Here is a 21,932-nt window from a genome sequence, read left to right on the forward strand (position 1 = left end):
AAAATAGATTATTGTTTTAAATAATAAAGGTTAAATCTTAAGATGAATTTTCTAAATCAGGATGAGCAAGCAATTCAATATCTAAAAAATGGGGATTATAGTGCAGCTATTAATTATTATGAAGAACAGATTTCTATTGAACCGGATATTAAGCCTTATTACTGGTATTTGGGCTTATTTTTACTCTTGCAGGGGGAAGAAGTAGAAGCTCAAACGACTTGGTTGTTAGCCATGACAGATGCAGAACCTGAAGAAGTAGAACAGTGGACACAGGATCTCAAGCAAATTCTAAAACTAGGGGCTGAACAACTTCAAGATCAATATTCTTCTGCTTGGTTAATTAGACAGCACATTCGAGAGATTAGCCCGGATGACATTAATAATTTATTAAACTTGATTAATTTAAGTTTTCAATTAAAAATATACATAGGTGAAGACTTAACCTCATGGGGTATTATTGAGCAACTTCAGCAAGGGACAAGTCAAGAGGTTGATGTTGAGTATCTTCTGGAAACTCTCGATCAAGTTTTAAATTTTGATCCCCTTCACCCTCAATCTTATGAGTTATCAAAAGCTTGTATTCCTTATGTTAATAATCCAGAAAAGTATATTAATATTCTTCTGAAAGCTGCGTTTCAGATTGCTGTGGCAATGTCGCAGCCTGAAGCAGCAGGAAATCTAGCTGAATTAGGGTTATCTTTAGATGAAAATAATTTGGAGTTAATTCGTCAAGTTGCGACATTTTATCAAGATAGTGGAAATCGAGAAAAAGGAGTGGGCTTTGCTAAAAAATATTATTCCCTGTTAGAAAATAATATAGAAAAAGTATTTGCTAACCATTTAATTATACGGGGTTTAATTCATACAGGTTCAGGTCAGTCTGCGGAGTGTGTTTCTCTTGTAAAATATCAAAAAAATTTGTTAGATTCCTATTTAATAGAAAACCCCAATAACTTAACAGAAAGAGAGGTTTTACAGCTTTATAGTGCCAGTTTTTTCTTTCCTTATTTCCAAGATAATCTTCCAGAAAACTTATTAATTAGGCATAAAATAGCCCAAATTTGTCAACGCAATATAGAGCATCAAAACTCAGATATTATTCAGAGAAACCGTCAAAGATATTCCTTATTGAAGCTAAAAAATCAAACTAAACCTTTAAAAATAGGATATGTTTCCCATTGTCTGCGTACCCATTCAGTCGGGTGGTTAACTCGTTGGTTATTTCAATATCATAATCGAGAAAATTTTAAAATATATACTTATTTAATTAATGCTCAAGGACGAGTTGATGATTTACAAAATTGGTATGTTCAAAATTCCGATTGTGCTTATGAATTTCCCCTTTATGCTTCCGAACAAATTATTAATACCATTACCAAAGATGAACTTGATATTATTGTTGATTTAGATAGTATTACTCTCAATTTTTGTTGTAAAATTATGGCTCTGAAATTAGCCCCGATTCAACTTTCTTGGTTAGGATGGGATGCTTCAGAAGTTCCAACAATTGATTATTTTATTGCCGATCCTTATGTGTTGCCAGAAAATGCCCAAGACCATTATCAGGAAACAATTTGGAGATTACCCCAAACCTATATTGCTGTGGATGGATTTGAAATAGCTAATCCCTCTTTACGTCGTGAAGATCTGAATATTCCCAGTCATGCCATTGTATTTTTAACTGCTCAAAGTGGTTATAAATATAACTTAGAAACGGCTAAACTGCAAATGCAAATTATCAAATCTGTGCCGAATAGTTATTTTTTAATTAAAGATTCGATTAAGGAGCAATCTTTAGTTCAAGAGTATTTGATTCAACTAGCTGATGAAATTGGGGTCAATTCTGATCGTCTTAAATTTATGCCAGCAGTGCCTTTAGCTTCTATTCATCGAGCTAATCTAATGTTAGCAGATATTCTGTTAGATACCTACCCTTATAATGGAGCCACAACCACGATGGAAACTCTCTGGATGGGGATTCCTATGGTAACAAGAGTCGGGCAACAATTCTCAGCCCGAAATAGTTATACAATGATGATCAATGCCGGAATTACAGAAGGTATTGCTTGGACAGATGAAGAATATGTGGAATGGGGAATTAAGTTAGGAACAGATGAGAATTTACGCCAACAAATTGCTTGGAAATTAAGGAAAAATCGACAAACGGCTCCGTTGTGGAATGGGAAACAATTTACCCGGGAAATGGAAAATGCTTATGAACAGATGTGGCAGAAATATATTGAGGGTAAGAATTGATTATTGTGATTCATAAGAAGGAAAATTTTCTATCCAACAAACATGGGCAGATAGTACATCTCTATAAATTGCATTGTAAAATCTTTCATCTGCTGTTACCATCTGGCATTTATTAGTAACAGCTAAGGAGAGGTAAACACAATCATAAATAGCTTGGTCAACTCGAACAGCAATTTCTAAAGCCATTGGCATTAAAGACTGTGAGGGATAAATTTGTAAATCCCCTGCCATTAAAACAGTTAAATCATTTTGAGCGAGTTCTAAAGTAGTTTCTCCTCGTCGTACCCGCTTCCATAAAATGTTACCAATTTCCGAAAAAAAGAAATCAGGTACTAATAATTCATGGGCATCATCTAAGAGACACTGAGCAATTTCCGAATGAATCTCAGACAATACCCATTTTACTGCTACATTGGCATCAACAACGAATGTACTCAACGATTTCTATCCTCTCTCAGAAGTTCTACACTATCACTAAATGTCTGATTGCCATGTTTTTGACGTGCTACACAAAGTTTAGCTCGGAAATTAGCTCTTGCAGAAACTTGAGTGGTCATTTCTGCTTCCGCTATTTGGGTGAGAATTGCTTTAATTTCATCCTCTAAACTGCGGTTATGTTTTTGCGCTAAACTGCGAATTTTATCAAAAACAACGGGGTTGAGATTATCTAGGACAATCGGATTCATTTCGTTTCCCAAATAGGAGTAATTCTATTCTATTATTAATTTATCAGTATTGAGGTAAATTGCCCATTTTTAGCAGAATTATTAAGTGTTCGATGCGTTCATATTCATCAAGTTCCTGTTTTTCTGAAGGAGTTAGTTTGCCTGCTTGACTACGATTTAAGAGAGTGTGCAAACGGCTTTGCATTTCCGGGGTGGGACGAAACTCGGAAATTTGCTCAGGAGTGGGTTGACTGGCGAGAAAATTGAGGATGTAGTGATAAACTTGAGCCGGAAGTGGAGATTGAACTAGACACTGATGCAAAAGTTCAGGCAGTTTGTCTCCTAATTGAGTAAGTTGAGAGGAAAGTTCTTCAGGGATTTCAATGCTAAAAAGAGCCATTATTCTTAGGGATAAACTGTATAGCCAATTAAGGTTATTTGCTATTATACCGGAATTTTCTCTAACCTAGTTAACAGCAAATTATTATATTGTGGTAAGTTATACATTTCTATAAGTTCAATATGGCAAAAGTATCCCCTCAAACTTTGACGATTATTTTCAACCTGCAACGACGTTTAGTTGAACTGATTGATCAAGCAAAAACAGCCGAGTATAATTTGTTTGAAGACTACGGCGAGACGGACGAAACAATTCCAGAACTGGAACAATTACAAAATGGCGCAGAACGTCTGAGAAATCCTTATTCTCGTCTAGCTACTCTGACATTAGCGATCGCTGAGGCTCAACCTATTGCTCCTGCTGCTATGATCAATTTATTGAGTCAAACTATTGAACAAGCTTCCGTAACGGCTGATGCGGTGGAAGCAACCACTCAAGAAAGTAAAAGAATCTGGAACCTACCATGAATAAACCACGCACAATACCTGATGCAGAGACAAGAGCGCGTTCTGTTGCGAACTGGCGGGAGGCTATTCGCAAAATTGACGCTGTTACCCTAGCACTGGATGAATTAATCGCTATGGTAGAAGAACATAACCGTCACAGTCCACTAACTTTATACCGATTAGCTAAGTATAAGGGTGAAATCGTGCAAGAAACGATAAAAGATTGACTCCAAACTAGGAGCAATTTAACTATGCCAAAACCTGGATATGATGAAGACGAAAACAAATCACGCCATGCAGCAGTCGATGGGGATTGTTGTGAAGAAATGGCTGAGAAATACGGCTGGCAATTAGTTGATATAGAGAAAACGGGTAATCCTGTTCTTGAAGTTGATTGTGTGTTTGAAGGAAAAACCGAATTTCCCAAATCCTATTACAACACCGAAAAGGAGGAATACTAATGCGTAAATGGATTGTCTTTCGTGCAGAAAAGCGTCAACCGGGTTGGAAAGACCGCAAATATGCTCATACTGGATCTCTCACAAAAACCCTTTTTGAGCATTACGATTGCTCTGACAAGGCATTACCTGAACTTGGATACCGTCCGCCAGAGTTCATCAGAGTTGATCAGTTTACTGATCCTAACTATCCAGAGTCTTCAACTCATTACCGTCAGAGTGATTGGGAAGTTACACGAGTCGAAACCTATACACCAGATATCCCGGTTGGAATGGACTTCGACATGGTTGTGATCTGCTATTGCAAGTACAGTCCCATCAATGCAACCCTGAAGCCGATGCCAGAGCGTGAAGTCTCTGTTGATTCCTTTGGAGGAGATGAAGTGGCTTATCAGCAGTGGCTAGAGTCCCAAAAACAACTTGCTGAGGTTTGACATTTTCCGGTTCTAAATAGTCAAATCATAAATAGGAATGATCTCTGCACCAAAAGATGCGATCGCATTTTTATCTTCATGGTCTAAAACAATTCGGGCTGTTAAATGGGGGAGTAAACCCTGGGCTTGAAGATCGGTTAATTGTCCAGTTAGCAAAATTTCTAGTGCTTCTGTCACATCTAATTCAGTCTCCATTAATAAATTCATAATCAGGCTAGATAGAATTAAATTTGCATCTTCATCGGGGATATTTTGACTATTGATATAGAGGGTAATTTGACTTTTATTCGGTAGAGAAGCGATCGCTTTAAATACCTCCGCTAACTCTAAATAGAGGGTTTCTTCGGGCTGTTGCCAATCGGGAAATACAATATAATTTTGTTCTTTAAGTTTCCACAATTCCCAACTCCCATTTTTTAACTCAATACCTCGCCAATCTAGCAATGTTTCTAAGGAAAACTCTGGAATTTCAATGCCATCAAACTTTTCAATAATCGCTAAGTTTTCCAGATCTAAACTAATTCGACCTTGGACAATAGAAAGCAAATTTAACCACTGGGGTTGAGTTAACTCACCGAGGAGCGAAATATCCGGCCCTTGTTCGATATCTAACTCCTCCTCCATTAATAGATTCATGACCACACTCGATAAAATTAAATCCGCTTCTTCATCAGCCATATTCTGATGATCAATGAGTAGTTTAATATGACTTTTATCAGGATGGTTAATCAGTGCTTTAATAACCCGCATTAATTCTGAGCAAACCGATTCTTCAGGCTGTTTCCAGTCGGGAAAGATAATGAGATTAATCTCTTTTAATTCCAGATGAGTTACATCAGATACTAATAACACTTGTAAACGCTGGAGCATTTCTTGAGCGTCGGTAAAATTGGGAACAAAACCCAATACTTGATTCACAGCATTTTCAGCTAAACCAATATTTTGAACCCGCTCTGCTGCTTGAGCTAGATACCAGAAAACCCGCCAATGATTACATCCTAAATTAATTGCATTTTGCAACTCAGAAATAGCTTGATGATTTCGATCCTTATTGATTAGAATTAATCCTAACCACAATCTCAAATAACCATCATTGAGATAATAATCTCGATATTGATGAACTCCTCCCTCTCCTAAACCTAATAAAATAGATGATTCAGCAATTTGGTGTTCTGCTGCTAATAAATGTTCAATATTATCGGACGTTAAACTAACCGTAAAAGGCTGTGCTTGATGCCCTAAAGATTGAATAAAAGCCCTAGCCCCCATAAACTTATCAGAGGGTATAACTACATCTAATAAAGATAAGGGTTGGTCTAATAAAGTCGAACCCATTGGGATTCCCCATTCTCTTTTTTGCTTGGGTAATTGCATCAATTTTTGATAAATGGGGTTAAGCTGTTTCGCGGCATTTTCTGCCCCAAATAATTGTTGTGCATATTCTTTAGCATTGCGCCCTAGTCTCAATCTTTCTTCGGGATGATGATACAGATATTCAATCGCTTGGGTATACTCCGATTCACTTTGAGCCACTAATCCAGTATAATTATTAATCACTAATCGTTTAATTCCGCCATGGGGAAAAACAACCGGGGGAATGCCTGCATACATGATTTCTTGTAAGTTCAATTCGGCGGCTGCATAGGTATCTTCACACAAAGGATAGCCGTAGATATCTAAAGTTTCAATCACAGATTTAATATCTTCAACAAATCCCCTGAAATCAAATTTTTCAACGGCGCCAATTTCCTGGGCTTGTTTTTTTAGATAATCCTCCGCTCCCCCGCCACAAACAATAAACTGTACATTGGGAATATCAACAGCAGCACTTATGGATACATAATTTTGGTGCATTTTGCTGAAGCTCACACTGCCAATATAGCCCACATTAAAAGTATCATGGGGTTTAGGTTTAACATCTACAACCCGCTCAAAATCGGCCGCATCGTACACCATGCCAATTTTTTTAACTCTGACTTCATTGGGGAGTTTTTGAAATACCGGAAGTTCGTAGGAATAGGGATTACAAGGAATAGCAAAATCCCCATAATCAACTAAATCTTTTGTAATCACTTGAGGGGGGTATTCTCCTGCGACATGAAACCAGATTAATAACCTCATTTCTGGGAGTTCTGATTGCAAAAACTCAAAGAGTTTAGGATTATTCCAATAATGAATATGGACAATATCAACATCATCTATGGCTTTTAAAATAGAAGCATGACCCGATGTGGGTAAAAACTTCATACCTGAACTTTCAGCCAGTTCTAAAGCCATCGGATCAGGGGATTTCAGGGAAACTAAACGATGCTCAAATTGACCTGATCGGGCTGAATATTTGGCATTGGCTATCATAGACCGCGCCGCACCACCTAAACACAACCAATCAATAATATGCAGAACCTTAATCATGAATTGAACTCCTAAAATTAGTTGACGGATTTACGATAGACTCGAATGCTGGAAAATACCCCTGGAATAATGGGAAGATAGGCTTGGGTTTGAGTCGGGTCGGTGGGATACAAGAGCGGAATTTCTATTTGTTCACAACCATATTCATCTTCCATTAATTCTTGGCAAGCCTGACGAATTCCCGGCTCATTTCCCCCATGATGAGATAAGATAGCACTGCGATTTTCGTCATTTAGAGGGGGTAAATAATCGTGAAACATCATGATTCCACCGGATTTTAAGAGAGGAAAATAGTTGATAATATCTTGTTTCACGCCCTCATAACTATGATCCCCATCCACAAAAATAAAGGGCGGAAAATTACCATCTGCCTCAAATTGCTGGCGTAATTGAATCACCGCATCATGGGAAAACATTTGTAGATGGTTGACGTCTTTTTTAACCTGTTGCAGTACGGTTTTTAACTGGGGATGTAAACCCGGGTCTATGGCAAATCCTTCTAAGTTTTGTTCGACCCGTTTTAAAGCTTTGCAAGTTAAAAATAATGAACTTCCCGCAAATGATCCAATTTCAATAAATCGTAACGGAGAACTCGAAAGTTCAGGAATTAGTTGCCGCAACACATAATACAATTGAAACCGTTCATTCTTCGACATCTGGCTTTGAATCCCATACACTACGGGATCATCCTGATTAAATTCCTGGAGTAAGTTTTCTCCAACATTGGGGTTTAGGAGAAATTGATTGGGTGTTGTAAACCAAACGCCCGTGTAATCAATTTTATTTAAGTTAAATTGCAGATGGTTTTGTGCTTCAAATTCATGCAACGCTTTTTTACAGCCTTCCCAATGACCATAATCATCAACTTGGATAAATCCATCATTCACAACCCGATCAAAAAACTGTTCTAAAATCACTTTTGTCGATTCATACCAATCACCATCGGCGTGTAAAAGTGCAATCACCCCAACGGGATTTCTAAATTGAGGTAAGGTGTCTTGAAAATAGCCTTTGACCGTCCGAACAACATCAGAAACTCCTAATTGGGTGCAGAGATTTAAAACCTTTGATTCGGGGGCTGCACAACTGCCTTTCCCCCAGCCTGCTAATTCCGCCGACACCCCGTTATATTTATCTTCTTCTGTGGGTTCGGGTAATCCTTCAAAGGAATCAAACGCATATAAGATTCGGGGCAGTTTACTATAGCGTTTCATAACAGCAGCCATCAACGCCGTTGAGCCTCCATCGGCAACGCCACATTCTACAAAATTCCCGGGAATATTATCAACACAAACTTTTTTTGCTAGAGAAAACAGGGAATATAAGCGTTGTTCACTCAGTCCTGTATTATTCCGAACTAGCTGGAATAATTGTTGAAATTCTGAATAGTCTGGAGGGGTTGATTTTGCTTCAACGGGGCTGAATTGTTGGGATATAAACTGAGGCGTTAATGAGGATATATCAGCCTGAGTTAGCTTTTTCAAATAACCATTAGTTCCCCAGGTTAAGTTATATCCAAAAAAGTCGCAATATTCTCCATCAATTTCATATTCATTACGATGTTCTGATAAGAAGGCTTTTAAGGCTTTATGGGGGCCGCTATTATAGGAGATATCCTGAACAATATCAGAAATAATCCCATCTTCAACAACGATATATTCTCCTTGATCTAAATAAGGATGGAAGAAATCTAATACCGCTTTACTGGTAGTAAATGAATGATCGGCATCTTCAATGATTAATAAAGGTCGGGGCAAGGATTTAAGCAATTCTGGGGATAAAGTTTCTCCTAAATTACTGCCATCTCCTTCTAAAAAAGTAAGGCGAGGGTGAGACACTTTAGTAACTTTAACAATATCAATCGAATAAACATGACCTTCAATGCCAAAGTTATTCATTAAATCCCCAAACCATAGACCACTTCCCCCACTTTTAGAACCAATTTCTATAATAGTTTTAGGTTTAATATTCCAAATTAAAATGGGATAGAGGGAAAAATCAAACGGATTTTTTTGTAAAGGAACTCCTTTATAAGAAAAATTATGTAAAGCATTTTGAATCGACATCATCAAGTCGTAGGGTAAAGCCGTATTCCAGGGCCGTTCGTGGGTAGGAATGGGTGCTTTTTTCGGTCGAATTAATGATTGAGTTAAGGATTTTACTTGGGCTTGAGCTTCGGGATGGGAAGGATTATTTTCTAGCTCCTGTTGAGCCGCTTCTAATGCTTCTTCATATCGACCTACTTGACTCAAACAAATTGCTCTAAGATAGTGCATTCCAGGGATAAATACCCCCGATTCCGTTGTGGATTCAGCTAACCGTAAAGCTGCTACTCTCTCCCCTTTATTGAGTAAATTAATAGCCGTGTCAATTTGGGTTTTAATTTTCTGTTTTGCCTCTGATGATAATTGTTCTAATAGTTGTTTTCCTCGGTGGTGATTTCCCTGAAAACTCAAGAGATTTTTTAGGGAATGAATTGAGTCAGAAAGTTGACCAAGGCGAGCTTGAGCAACAGCTTGAGGATAATAAATTTCTATTCTTTCCGGGGAACTTTCTAAGACTTTCTCGAATAAATTGAGAGCTTCTAAATTCTGATGATTGTTCAGATATTCAATTCCCTGGGATAAAATAGTTATACCATCTTGATTTTCTGGCGTTTGAGTTTGAGATACAGCAGAACTAAACATAATAGCCTCAGTCAAGTTATTAGATTGAGCGTTACGCATCATAACGGTAGGATGTTGTAAGGGAAAACTCATTGGTTTTGTGGGTAAATTAGCCAGTGGGGATTCATCTGTTGTATGGGTTGCATCTTCCCTAAAACCAATATTGGAAACCAAATTAACATTAGGAAGAATCGTTAAGCCTCCATGAACCCAACAAGCAAATGTCCAAGCATAAGCCCAGCTATTAAATCCTTCATAAGCAGCTTGAAAAACTTCTAAACAATCAGCGATGGTTTCAGCAGAATTTTCTAGTATTTTTTCTAAACCGTTGTTATCTCTGATTGTTGGCCATAATTTCATATCCAAATCATAGAGTTTCCAGGCTCTGCGCCAAGTCGCCCATCCCCAAATGTGATTATATCGAGAAAAGTGATAACTGGTTTGTTGATCATTATCTCCAAATTTAAAGTTATTTCCTGAGATTGCCATGATTTTTGGCTCATGACGATAACGTTCTAATAATTCTGCACAAAATCGAAAAAAGGTGACATCTGGTAAGCAATCATCCTCAAGAATAATAGCTTCTTCAACGGTATTAAATACCCAATTTAATCCACTAGAAACCCGATGACGAAGGCCTAAATTAATCTCAGAATAGTTGGTTAAAACTTCACAATCCCAATCCACTTGATTAATAATAGCTCGAGTTGCTGCACATTTTTCCACTTCACCGACTACATTCAATCGAGGGCCATCGGCAATTACTAGAAGTTTTTCGGGTTTAACCTGACAAATTACATTAAAAACTTGCTGTGTTGTATCAGGTCTGTTGAAAATCATTAAACAAACAGGAGTTTTTAGTTTTGGTTTTTGTTCACTTTTAAAGATAGCTGTTACTGGATAACTCGCCCCTGGTTTTATTGCTTCTGCATAAATTGACTCATGCTTTCTGGACTCTAAATCTAACCCTGGTTCAAAATCTCTGAGTTTCACATTTTCAAATCCACCATGAGCAATGACTTTTGGTAAATTTTCTTCATCAAAAAGATAACGATGATGACCGTCCATATAAGCAATATAGTTAATAAAATCTATTTTGGAATGATAGTGATAAGCCGGTGTATAAAGACAATATTTTTGCGGATCAAATTGTTCGGGATTTTGATAGGATTCTATATAGATTCTGGCGTTAGGAACAGCAATTTTAAAAATTCCTCCCGGTTTCAATATCCGATAGCATTCGGACAGCAAATTCAGCATTGGATAAGGAAAATAAAAGTGTTCAAATAGATGAGATGAATAAATTTCTTCTACACAGTTATCAGGAAAAGGTAAGGGTTGTGATAAATCCATACATAAATCACTTTTGGGATCTAAATCCATTGTGATCCACCCCTCCATTCTTTTTTGTGAAGAACCCAACTCAATTTTAATAGGTCTTCCGCTTTCCAAAAGAAACTTAATTAGATGCTGGTTTTTTGAAGCAATCTGTGATAAAAAGTTACTCATTAGTTAAACCCTCTTTACAATTTATAAATCTAATAATTAGAATTTGATCTGAATTTTATTGATCTTGATCCGGTTTGGGATTCATGACGTGAAAACATCCTTTACCCAAAAGAGATTTTTTCTGGCTGGGCAGTTCCTGATTATCTAAAATATCAAGCTTTTTAAAGAATAGTGAAGTACAGTTTTTATAGGTATAACAGGGAATTAGTCCCCAGAAATCTAAACGTTTATAACCTTCAGATGCTAATAGTTGAACTGAGGAATCGTAATTATAATCATCTGTATTATCAAAAATGATTAGCCCTGCTTCTTTGATATGATTTAAACTAAGTTCTAAACATTGGTTTCGATTAGCTCCATCTACAATAATAACATCAAAATAATCTAAGGGAAATTGTTTAATCATTTCCGCATACTCCGTTTCATTCTCTTTTAAAAAGAGTTGCACATTATTGGGCATTTTAGAGTTGATTTCTTGAAACCAATTGGGATCACTTTCAATCGAAATTACTTCTGATACTCGCTCAGACCACCATAAAGTAGATTGACCAGATCCAAATTCAAATACTTTGAAATCTGGCTTAACTTTATCTTCTAAAAATTCAATCGCCGGATAGGTATACCAGGGAATCGGTCGATTATCTTGGGTTACAGGTTTACTCTGATACAGTGAATTAAGCCACCCTGATGTCAGGAGATAATTAATTCCTGGGGGAAGATTGGCTGCAATCTCATACCAATTTAACGATAAAATTAGGCTGTGAGCTACAGGAATCGAGAAACCTATTTCTACTAACTCTGGATAATCTAAGAGTAAATTTCTGCCTAAATTAGCTGCTTCTGTAAATCTTTGAGCATGAAAACATTGGTGCGCCAGTTGTAACTTAAAGATTTTTTGTTCCTCATTTACAGTAGACAATAATTTATATCTTTCTATATTTTCAATTGTTTCTAACGTAATTGAAGGGATGATTTTTAACCATTCATTCAGTTGATTTTCGTCAACCTTATTTCCTAAAACTTTGTAATTAACTGTTATAATAGCATTAAACCATTCTTCAAAATTTTCTGGACTAATTAGGCTAATATCTAGCTGTGTTTCTAATTGTTCATCTCCTTCTAACAGTAAGTTCATCATCACACCTGATAAATACAGGTCAACCTCTTGACTAGAAATACCATTGTAATCAATAAGGACAGATAGATTACTTCTGTCATGATGTTGGAGAAATACTTTTGTTATTGTTTCCAGTTCCAACAAAAGATCTGATTCTGCTTGTGTCCAGTTTAACAGAACTAAAAAATTCATAGACTAGGATGCTTTGAAAGATCGCTGTTTACAGTATACCCTGTTGTTTTCGGAAAATGATCATTTTTGTTTGATTCTTGTTTTTCCGATGTCCTACTGTATGCTCATTGATCTTTTGAGGGTATAGTAAAACCCGGGACTCAATAATTGCTAAGATGATTAATATGTTAGAATAAAATTAATTAATTCTTTATTGTTCGATCACAAACCTACATTGCTTCTGAAAAAATGAGATATCTAAATTTCTTAGAAAAATTATCACCCATCAATCAAAAGAAAAAGTTACTGGAGCATGGCTCAATATTATTTAAAAACTTACAGTCATTTTCAGAAATCTTAGAAAACGAAGAATTAATGATTGTTTCTATTTTATTAAATTGGGCAGTTGATGATTTAGAAGATCAGGAAATTTATTGTCAACTTGGGGTAAATTCTTTTAGCACTTTAATTTCTGCATTAATCAACCATCCTGACTGCATGGCTTATGTAGTTGATTCGTTCTACGAGAAAAACAACTCAAGCAATTATGAAGATCTAGTTAATAATTTAGATGATCTTAACTTAACTGAACAAGTCTTTCTCTTTGATCAAGATCCCGAAGAATTTTTATTAGAATTAAAAACCGTTGATTTTGAAAATAAAATTGGGGTATTTGTATATGATTGGAAAAAAGATTATCGTTCTGTTTTCTATAGTTTATTGTTAATTAAATCCTTTCTATCTGATCAATCTTTAATAATTATTGAGGGGTTTAATCACCCATCTGTACAGCAAGCGATCGCAGATTTTCTGACGGCAAACCCTGAATTTTTAATTGAGAAAGAGTTTTTGTCTCAGTCTGATCAATCTATTACTGTTGGCAATGTAAGGGTTATTTTAAGTCGAGATATTAATAGAAATATCAGCCTAGAGTCATCGGTTATATTTAATTACCGTCAACCTCAAATTATTGAAAGAATTTCACAAATTGAGCAATTAGAAGACTTGTTAGAAAGCATTTATCAAGAGGCTGTAAAATTACACCAGGAATATAAATTTAATCAATCTGAAAATAAATATAAAATATTTTTAAACTGGAATAAAAATCATCTGGAATCTTGGATTAATTTAGGTCAATTATATTATCAAACCGAAAATTATCAGCAATCTTTACAAGCAAGTTTTCAGGTTATTGAAATCGATTCTGAAAGATTTGAAGGCTACTATAACTTAGGTCAATGTTTGGAAAAATTGAATCAAATTTCACAAGCGATCGCAGCCTACCAAAAAACAATCGAATTAAAACCCGATCATATTGATGCCTATAATAACTTAGGAAATCTCTTAACGCAACAAGGGCAATTTATAGAAGCAGAAACCGTTTACCGTCAAGGAATTAATATTAACCCGAATCATTTTGGCAGTTACTTAAACTTAGGTAATCTCTTTTTATTGCAAAATCAAATAGAATCAGCCTTAGAAAATTATCAAATTGCTTTACAAATTATTCCCAATAATCCTGATATTCTGCACAATTTAGAACTAGCTAAAGAAAGGCAACAAAACCCCGCACCCTATTATAGCAGTTTTGGCGATCGCTTATATGAATTAGGGAATTATCAAGGTGCGATCGCCCAATATCAAAAACTACTGGATTTACAACAGGGAGATGTTAATATTTATGAAAAAATCCATCAATGTTACTGGAATTTAGGAGAATATGATATTGCAATTAATAGCTTAAAAACAGCCATAGAGCTTTATTCTCAATTTGCACCCCTACACTTTACCCTAATTACCAATCTTCTCTATCAGGGAAGAACAGAGGAAGCAGCTACACAAGCGAAAATTGCCTTGGAATGTTTACCGAAAGATTATACTTTTACATTGCTTAAAAATTTAATAGTTCCGATGTTTTATCACTCCGTTGAGGAAATCAGCTATTATCAAGAACGGTTTAACAAAGGATTAAAAACCTTAATTGAAACAACAGATTTTAATGATTCTGAAACCTTGGAACCAGCGTTTTTAGGAATGGGAAGATTTACTAATTTCTACCTGGGTTATCAAGCGAGAAATATTATAGAAGAACAACGGATTTATGGTGATTTCCTCCATCAGATGATGTCAGCAAAATATCCCCAATGGGTGCAACCGTTAACCCTACCAACAGTTGAGAATAAAATTAGAGTTGGATATGTTTCTAACTATTTGCATTGTTATAGCGGGTCACTTTGGTTAACGGGTTGGTTGCGCTATGCTAACCCTGAGCATTTTGAAATTTACTCTTATTATACTGGGAATTCTCCCGATCCAGTTACGGAACAATTTCGACAATATAGCTATAAATTCTATCATATTCCAGACAATTTAGAAGCGGTTGCTGAACAAATTTTAAAGGATAAATTGCATATTTTAGTCTATCCAGAAATTGGCATGAACCCCCCAACAATGGAACTCGCCGCGTTGCGTTTAGCACCTATTCAATGCACAGCTTGGGGTCATCCAGTAACATCGGGACTACCAACAATTGATTATTTTCTTTCTAGTCAATTAATGGAACCGGAAAACCCCCAGGAACACTATTCAGAAACCCTAATTTTATTACCTAATATTGGGGTAGCTTATCCCAAACCGCAAGATATTCCAGCATTAATTAAAACTCGATCAGATTATGATTTACCCGAAGATGCGGTGATTTATTTATGTTGTCAAGCACCCTTTAAATATCTTCCTCAATATGATTATATTTTACCAGAAATTGCAGTAAAAGTTCCTAATGCTAAGTTTTTATTTTTCCGAGGAACACTATTAAATGATCGGTTAAAACAAGCATTTGCTAATTATGGGTTAAATTATGAAGACTATTGTTTACATCGAAACGTCCCTAAACGGTTTGATTATTTGATGTTAAATTTGCTTTCTGATGTGTTTTTAGATACCTTTACTTGGTCGGGAGGAAATACATCTTTAGAAGCGATCGCTTGTAATTTACCCATTGTAACTTGTCCTGGGGAATTTATGCGCGGACGCCATGCTGATAGTTTCTTAAAAATGATTGGTTTAACCGAAACAATTGCAGAAAATGAAGCAGAATATGTTAAAATAGCAGTTAAATTAGGATTAGATTCTGTATGGCGCAAAACAATTTCTGAACAGATGAGCGATCGCCATTATCTAATTTTTGATGATCAAGTTTGCGTGGCTGGGTTAGAGGAGTTTTATCAAACCGTTGTCGCTGCTTCGGCGCTATTTTATTTGTCCTCAAATCAGTAGGGGTTGCTTACGAATATTCATGATTCTGATAACAACATCTATCCGAGAGGAATAGGCAATGGTCAATAGGAAAGTTGCCTATTCCCCATTACCCATGGAAAACAATTGACCATTAATTATGATCAGAATCTGGAAAAGTCCGCTTAAATTCTTCAATTAATTCATCAATTTCCTCTAGGGCTTGATTAACGTCTATTCTAAGAGTTCCTAAATTGGGTTTTTCCAAAAGTTTAACGAGGGATTCTCGTTTACCTTCAATTAAAGCCACTCTTTCCCTAATAGTATTTGCATCCATGTTTTTTTCCTCTCTCAGTAAATCAGTTATTAATTTAACATTATTAACCCTTTGTGGTTGAAATTAATCTCTAATTAGGCCCTGCTGAAGCAAAAGATCCCATTTGTTAGACCCTGATTGATTCTAGGGACTGATGAAAGCCTATGCGCCCTACTGGAATCGAACCAGTCTTAAGGCGAATTATGAGTTCGCTGCCTCCCCAATCGGCCAAGGGCGCTTCCAATAATACAATACCATACTCGCACCCAAAATTGTTAATATAGCAGGGAACACCGGAACAGCCCCCCCAAACCCCCCGTGCACGGGGGGCTTGGGGGGGAGGGAACACCCGGGGAAAACACTTTACCGTCTGGGTTCCAAGATCCGTCTGGTGTCTTAACTGCCTTGGCGGGCGCTATAGCGATCGCTAATCCCGAATAAATTCTGAGTAAGCTTTATAGGTGATACCATATCATTAGACATCTCCGAAAATTCCCAAATGCTCTCTATCGCTACTTTTTGAACCTCTAGCACTCCTGTGCCTGGTTCTCCCAAAGTAACGGATTCATAGGCTTTTTCAGTTACATTAATAATAATTAATGAATTTTATCTCTGATATTCAATCATTTTTTAAAAGCATTCTGGGCAATTCTTAGATAATAATACAATCGCTCCTATTCGCCATCTTATTAGTCCACATACTGTCAAGATTACTGCTTCATAATTTTGGCTCTTTAACCGAAATCTTTCTGAAGCAACTCGATAAATTTTTATCAGTCTTATTAAATGTTCGACTACAATCCTTTGTTTGGCTTTTAACCGATTTTCTTCTCGATGTTCAAGCGATATTTCTTGATTCCTCGGTTTCTTATATGGTGTATTAATTGCTGTTTCCCCTACATAAGCTTTATCCCCTCTGTATTTTTGATTATTCCCCAATTCCTCCCTTCTTTCTCTCCACAATTTTAGATCGCTTGTTGCTCCGGTATAACCCACAGCTATATCCACTATTTCTTTCCCGTTTGGCATGACAATGACTTGATTTTTAAAGGTATGTGTTTTTTTCTTTCCTGAGTAATATTTTTTTTGCTCTTCATTGTCTGTTGGTCTTTGCATGGGCTGTTCATAGCTATCTACTACTAACTCAAATTCCAGCAGAATTTTTTCTACCCACTCCCAATCACTCTCGTTTTTTTTTATTTGCTCAACTAAACTGGCTGGCAGTAATTCTCTCAAGATTTTTATCTTGTTATGGAAAATATCATTCGCTGTTGATTCACTCACTTCAAACTGTAACCCTAACATTTGAAATGTCGGCATCTGATGCAGATAAATTAGAGTTAGTAAGATTTGTTCCTCCACAGACAATTTCTGGTGACGACCCCCGCCTGCTTTAATCAACCTGATCTTAGCTTTTTCCTGTTCCTGCCGTCTTTCTTGCTCTAATAACTCCGCGGCTTGAATAAGTTTTATTAGCTGTTCGTATTCCATCCCTAATAGCCTTTTTGCTTGCTGGGGATTCTTGTCCAGATAGTCTCTTAATTTACTCATCTCTCATTGGGGTAAAATCCAATTTTACCATCTTGCTATCCCTCCCCGTTTCTATTTTGGAGATGTCTATTCGGTATTAGCCCTTAAAATGGCGAGTTAAATCATATCTAAATCTTGAGATGGGACTAAATTCAACTGTTGTTCTGACTGTCGTTTTACTAACCATGATGTTTGGGGCTGGCTTTACCAGTTCCGTCTGGGGCTATAGTCTGGGTCGTTCGGCGTTGAAAGAAATTACACAACCCGATGTACGTCCAAACAACTTAGCCAATAAAACTAAAAATGGAAACCGCCACGATGGGGTGCTGTTGCTCAAAGAGAAGGATATCCTAGCAACGGTTAAGAAACGCATGGAAGGGAAGGAAGAAGTGGCGAGTGCATCAGCTAAAGCAGCTAATAAACCCACCTCTACCCAAGCCCAAAAACCGAAAACTGAAAGTTCCCCCGCCCCAGTAGCGAATAATAAATCTGTGTTTCCTATTGTTAGCCGGGATGGGGGAGTCAGCTTAGAAGTGGTGGGGGCGACTCGTAAAGGAAATTCTTTGGTTTTAAACGTTAACCTGAAAAATGAAGGCCAAGAATCTGTTCGGTTTCTCTATAGTTTTTTAAATGTTACCGATGATAAGGGTCGTGCTTTGAGCGCGAGTGTGGAAGAACTACCTGGTCAATTGCCTCCTAGTGGCAAAATATATCAGGGAACGGTTACAATTCCCACGGCATTAGTCGAAAATTCCAAGGAATTAACCATGAGTTTAACTGATTATCCTGACCAAAAAATGCAATTGCAGATGTCAGGCATTCCTGTGGCGCAATAGACATCTGGATTTGTGCAAAGGTAATCATGACACTCACGACTCAAGATGTGCTGTGGCGATTGTTCTCAGTGCTATTTTTGATTACGATTAATGCCTTTTTTGTGACGGCTGAATTCTCCATGGTTTCGGTACGGCGATCGCGTATTAATCAATTAGTTGATGAGGGGGATGCTCCGGCGCGAACCGTTCAACAACTGCAACGAAGAATTGATTTATTTCTGTCTACAACTCAGTTAGGAATCACCCTTTCTAGTCTAGCATTGGGTTGGATTGGAGAAGCAACGGTAGCGATGACTTTAAAGGAAATTCTTACTCCTTTACCCCTACCTGTTTCTTTCCAGAATGCGATTTCTCATTCCTTAGTAGTTCCAATTTTTGCATTTTTCCTAATTGCTTATTTGCAAATTGTCCTAGGAGAATTATATCCTAAATCCCTAGCATTAGTCTATCCTGAACAATTGTCTCGGTTTTTAGCTCCTCCAAGTTTAACGATCGCCCGTTTTTTTAAACCCTTTGTTTGGAGTTTAAATGAATCGACCCGTTGGTTATTGCAATTATGTGGAATTCAGTTTACGGGTCATCCCTATACCAGAGTCACCTCGGAAGAATTGCAATTAATGATTACCACCTCCAGTGAATCGATCGGTTTACAAGCTGAGGAACGAGAATTACTGAATAATGTGTTTGAATTTGGGGATGTAATCGCGGAAGAAATCATGGTTCCCCGTACCAGTATTGTAGCTATTCCTAATAACGCTACGTTCCAAATGTTACTGAATGAAATGGCAAATTCTGAACATTCCCGTTATCCGATTATGGGAGAATCTTTAGATGATATTTTAGGAACAATTGACTTTAGAGATTTAGCTAAACCCCTAGCAGATAGGTTACTATCTCAGAGTAGTTTAATCAAACCTTGGGTACGTCCGGCACGGTTTATTTCTGCACAAATGCCCTTGAATGAGGTATTGTCTTTAATGCAGCGATCGCAGTTACAATTAGTGATTGTAGTTGATGAATTTGGAGGAACAGCCGGATTAGTAACTATTCAAGATGTGATTGCAGAAATTATTGGGGATCATTTTAATTCCACAGAATCTGAAGATGTTACGATTCAATTTATTGACGATCATACTTTTTTAGTTCAAGCTCAATTGGACTTAGAAGAACTGAATGAACGTTTAGATTTAAACTTACCTTTAACCGAAGAATATCAAACCCTTGGAGGGTTTTTGATCTATCAATTCCAAAAAATTCCCGCCGTTGGAGAAACCTTAAATTATCAAACTTTTGATTTTACTATTTTATCAACAGAAGGCCCTCGTTTAGATCAGATTGAAATTCGGACGATTCTACCAGAAACCCTAGAAACTCCCTCAGAAACCATTAATATAGAAGTTGAGGAATCCCAGGATATTCCTGAAGTTTCTGAAAGTTCCGAACAAGAATAATCAGTCATCAGTTTAAAGATTAGCCGATTTACAATAACTGATAACTGATAATTGATTACTGATAACTGATAAAGGGACTTCCTCAACAGCAGGATGTTTTTCTAAGGTTAAATTAGATTTTTGAGAACCGGATAAACGCTTAAGCAAAGTGGGTTTAGGATCATGAAGAAGATAAATAATCTGATCTCCAACTTGCCAAGATTCTGAAGCGGCTAAAACTTGGAAATTGCCATCTCTTTCTATTAATAAAGGAATTAATTCCCCAGAACGAATTAATGCTTGTAGATGGGCTATTTGAAATTCTAATCCGGGTTGACGTAATACTGTTTCACCTAATTTTACTTCCTTGTCTTCCAGATAAGTATTCCACTCTTTTAAAGAAACATCTGGAATAAAAGCCTGTTGAACTTTCTCCCGATTAACAGTTATTGTAGTTTGAGGTTCCCGGGGAAATAATGCTAATACCCGGGGCGGTTTAAATTCGGCATCTGCACGTTCAGCTAGTACCAGATTAACTTCCCCATTAGTAGTCATCGCTAGGAATGTTCCCATTAATTCTAATCCCGCTTCTTCCAAAACATTATGATCTAAAGCACTACTTTGATAAACCCGTAACCCTTGCTCTCTCGCTGTTTCACAGGCGACCGAATCAGTATCAATCATCACCACTAACTCATCCCGTTCTTGGAACAATCTACCAATTAATCGACTCAAAGGATTTGAACCCACAATCACCGCCCCGGTTACTGACTGGGAAGTGACTCCTAATTTTTCCGCCATCCATCGGGCAGTTAATCCTTGAATTACCACCGTCATAATAATAGTTAAAAAGACTAAAGCTTTAATTGAGTCTCCCCCATTAATTCCCCGTTGGGTAAGTAAAATCGCAAACAAAGAAGCAACAGAAGCCGAAACAATTCCCCTGGGTGAAATCCAAGACGCAAATAATTTTTGTCGCCAATTCAGGTTACTATTTAAAGTACAAAGCCAAATATTAATCGGACGCACAACCCACATTAAAGCTAAAACCGTTAATACACTTCCCCACCCCAAAGCTACAATACTATCTAAAGATAAATCCGCCGCTAATAAAATAAATAAAACCGACACCGCCAACATCGTTAACTGACCCTTAAATCGGAGTAACTGACGCATATCAGGAACACCGACATAACGCACCATCATTCCGGCGACAACTGTTGTCATTAACCCCGATTCACTCATTAGCAATTCGGCGGTATCAAATAATCCCCACAAAGCCGCTAATACCACTAAATTCTTTAATTCTTCCGACATAAATTGGGCAGTTTTTAATAACCATCCCAAAATCCCTCCCCCAATTAACCCAATTCCTGCGCCAATACTTAAACGCAATAGCAATTGTCCCATAATTTCTAGGGGGCCAGTATTGCCATTCAGGACAACGTTGAGGACTAAAACCGCTAAAATTGCTCCTACGGGGTCAATTAAAACCCCTTCACCTTCTAATAGGGCGGAAACTTGACGGTCTACGGAAACCTGTTTCAGCAATGGGCCGATCACCGTTGGGCCTGTAACCACCACCAAAGCCGCGTAGAGAAAGGCGATGGGCCAAGGAAATTCCCCTAACCAATGGGCGGCTATTCCTGCCCCCATCAGGGTGATTAAAGTGCCAAAGCTAACTAAATTGCGAACACTCCCAGAGACTTGACCCAGCGCCCGCAGGTCTAAACTTAATCCCCCCTCAAACAGAATTAAGGCGACTGATAGGGAGACAATGACTTCTAAACCATTTCCTAAAAGATTGGGCTGCACTAAACTCAAGCCATCATTCCCCGCCAGAATTCCGAATAATAGCAGAAACACGATGGCAGGAACTTTCAGGTAGTCTGCCAAGACTTGAGCCGAAATCCCCGCCATGACGGTAATGACAATTAACAGGGTGATCTGAAAAGATGATGTTTCCATAGGCGCTATTGTTGCAGACTACCCACTGAATTGAAAAGAGTTATATTCTGTTCCACTATACCCTCTGTCCCAGTAGGGTGCGTA

General features: G+C 37.3%; 17 protein-coding genes and 1 tRNA gene. 8 read left to right on the forward strand and 10 right to left on the reverse strand.

From position 1 onward, the window contains the following. Positions 1-42 precede the first annotated feature (42 nt). Complete coding sequence (locus tag NMG88_RS12165; RefSeq protein ID WP_254035453.1) at positions 43-2,256, forward strand: O-linked N-acetylglucosamine transferase, SPINDLY family protein; 2,214 nt, start codon at positions 43-45, stop codon at positions 2,254-2,256. On the opposite strand, the gene NMG88_RS12170 is transcribed toward NMG88_RS12165, so the two are convergent. Genes NMG88_RS12170 through NMG88_RS12180 form a run of 3 tightly spaced genes read right to left on the reverse strand, consistent with a single transcriptional unit; the run spans position 2,257 to position 3,321 of the window. Continuing rightward, entirely contained in the window at positions 2,257-2,694 is a 438-nt protein-coding gene (locus tag NMG88_RS12170) for a type II toxin-antitoxin system VapC family toxin (RefSeq protein ID WP_254035454.1), read from the reverse strand. It abuts the gene before it with no gap. Beyond that, entirely contained in the window at positions 2,691-2,942 is a 252-nt protein-coding gene (locus NMG88_RS12175) for a hypothetical protein (protein ID WP_026788336.1), read from the reverse strand. Before NMG88_RS12175 ends, NMG88_RS12170 begins: the two co-directional genes overlap by 4 nt. 43 nt (positions 2,943-2,985) lie before the next feature. Next, complete coding sequence (locus tag NMG88_RS12180; RefSeq protein ID WP_254035455.1) at positions 2,986-3,321, reverse strand: hypothetical protein; 336 nt, start codon at positions 3,319-3,321, stop codon at positions 2,986-2,988. A 122-nt stretch (positions 3,322-3,443) separates the two neighbouring features. On the opposite strand from NMG88_RS12180, the gene NMG88_RS12185 reads away from it, so the two are divergent. Genes NMG88_RS12185 through NMG88_RS12200 form a run of 4 tightly spaced genes read left to right on the forward strand, consistent with a single transcriptional unit; the run spans position 3,444 to position 4,659 of the window. Next, positions 3,444-3,788, forward strand: coding sequence for a hypothetical protein (locus tag NMG88_RS12185; protein WP_141292577.1), 345 nt, complete (start codon positions 3,444-3,446; stop codon positions 3,786-3,788). Continuing rightward, on the forward strand, positions 3,785-3,994 hold the full coding sequence (locus tag NMG88_RS12190; RefSeq protein ID WP_235751690.1) for a hypothetical protein: 210 nt from the start codon (positions 3,785-3,787) through the stop codon (positions 3,992-3,994). Before NMG88_RS12185 ends, NMG88_RS12190 begins: the two co-directional genes overlap by 4 nt. A 24-nt stretch (positions 3,995-4,018) precedes the next feature. Continuing rightward, on the forward strand, positions 4,019-4,228 hold the full coding sequence (locus tag NMG88_RS12195; protein ID WP_235751689.1) for a hypothetical protein: 210 nt from the start codon (positions 4,019-4,021) through the stop codon (positions 4,226-4,228). Continuing rightward, a complete protein-coding gene (locus tag NMG88_RS12200; RefSeq protein WP_235751688.1) occupies positions 4,228-4,659 on the forward strand; it encodes a hypothetical protein in 432 nt (143 codons plus the stop codon). The genes NMG88_RS12195 and NMG88_RS12200 overlap by 1 nt, the downstream gene beginning before the upstream one ends. 12 nt (positions 4,660-4,671) lie before the next feature. Here the strand turns inward: NMG88_RS12200 and NMG88_RS12205 are convergent, their stop codons facing one another. The 3 genes from NMG88_RS12205 to NMG88_RS12215 all read right to left on the reverse strand — a co-directional run bounded on the left by NMG88_RS12205 (position 4,672) and on the right by NMG88_RS12215 (position 12,555). Continuing rightward, positions 4,672-7,071, reverse strand: a complete 2,400-nt coding sequence (locus tag NMG88_RS12205; protein ID WP_254035456.1) for a glycosyltransferase family 4 protein — start codon at positions 7,069-7,071, stop codon at positions 4,672-4,674. A 17-nt stretch (positions 7,072-7,088) separates the two neighbouring features. Continuing rightward, positions 7,089-11,120 (reverse strand): CmcI family methyltransferase, encoded by a 4,032-nt coding sequence (locus tag NMG88_RS12210; RefSeq protein ID WP_254035457.1) that lies wholly within the window; start codon positions 11,118-11,120, stop codon positions 7,089-7,091. Between the two features lie 181 nt (positions 11,121-11,301). Continuing rightward, entirely contained in the window at positions 11,302-12,555 is a 1,254-nt protein-coding gene (locus tag NMG88_RS12215) for a class I SAM-dependent methyltransferase (protein ID WP_254035458.1), read from the reverse strand. A gap of 228 nt (positions 12,556-12,783) precedes the next feature. Between NMG88_RS12215 and NMG88_RS12220 the strand changes: the two genes are divergently transcribed. Next, a complete protein-coding gene (locus NMG88_RS12220; protein ID WP_254035459.1) occupies positions 12,784-15,810 on the forward strand; it encodes an O-linked N-acetylglucosamine transferase family protein in 3,027 nt (1,008 codons plus the stop codon). 112 nt (positions 15,811-15,922) lie between these two features. On the opposite strand, the gene NMG88_RS12225 is transcribed toward NMG88_RS12220, so the two are convergent. The 3 genes from NMG88_RS12225 to NMG88_RS12235 all read right to left on the reverse strand — a co-directional run bounded on the left by NMG88_RS12225 (position 15,923) and on the right by NMG88_RS12235 (position 17,635). Next, entirely contained in the window at positions 15,923-16,105 is a 183-nt protein-coding gene (locus NMG88_RS12225) for a hypothetical protein (protein ID WP_042155015.1), read from the reverse strand. Positions 16,106-16,249: 144 nt separating this feature from the next. Next, positions 16,250-16,322 (reverse strand) — tRNA-Met (locus tag NMG88_RS12230). 392 nt (positions 16,323-16,714) lie between these two features. Continuing rightward, the gene (locus NMG88_RS12235; RefSeq protein ID WP_042154442.1) at positions 16,715-17,635 is read right to left on the reverse strand and encodes a transposase family protein; all 921 of its coding nucleotides are present in this window, start codon (positions 17,633-17,635) and stop codon (positions 16,715-16,717) included. A 119-nt stretch (positions 17,636-17,754) separates the two neighbouring features. On the opposite strand from NMG88_RS12235, the gene NMG88_RS12240 reads away from it, so the two are divergent. Beyond that, the gene (locus NMG88_RS12240; protein WP_042155013.1) at positions 17,755-18,450 is read left to right on the forward strand and encodes a hypothetical protein; all 696 of its coding nucleotides are present in this window, start codon (positions 17,755-17,757) and stop codon (positions 18,448-18,450) included. Positions 18,451-18,476: 26 nt separating this feature from the next. After that, positions 18,477-19,901 (forward strand): hemolysin family protein, encoded by a 1,425-nt coding sequence (locus tag NMG88_RS12245; protein WP_042155012.1) that lies wholly within the window; start codon positions 18,477-18,479, stop codon positions 19,899-19,901. A 12-nt stretch (positions 19,902-19,913) separates the two neighbouring features. Here NMG88_RS12245 and NMG88_RS12250 read toward each other — a convergent pair whose 3' ends face one another. Continuing rightward, positions 19,914-21,848, reverse strand: coding sequence for a cation:proton antiporter (locus NMG88_RS12250; protein WP_254035460.1), 1,935 nt, complete (start codon positions 21,846-21,848; stop codon positions 19,914-19,916). Positions 21,849-21,932: the final 84 nt, after the last annotated feature.

The sequence above is a fragment of the Planktothrix agardhii genome, assembly GCF_904830935.1.
In the GTDB taxonomy this organism is placed as follows: domain Bacteria; phylum Cyanobacteriota; class Cyanobacteriia; order Cyanobacteriales; family Microcoleaceae; genus Planktothrix; species Planktothrix agardhii.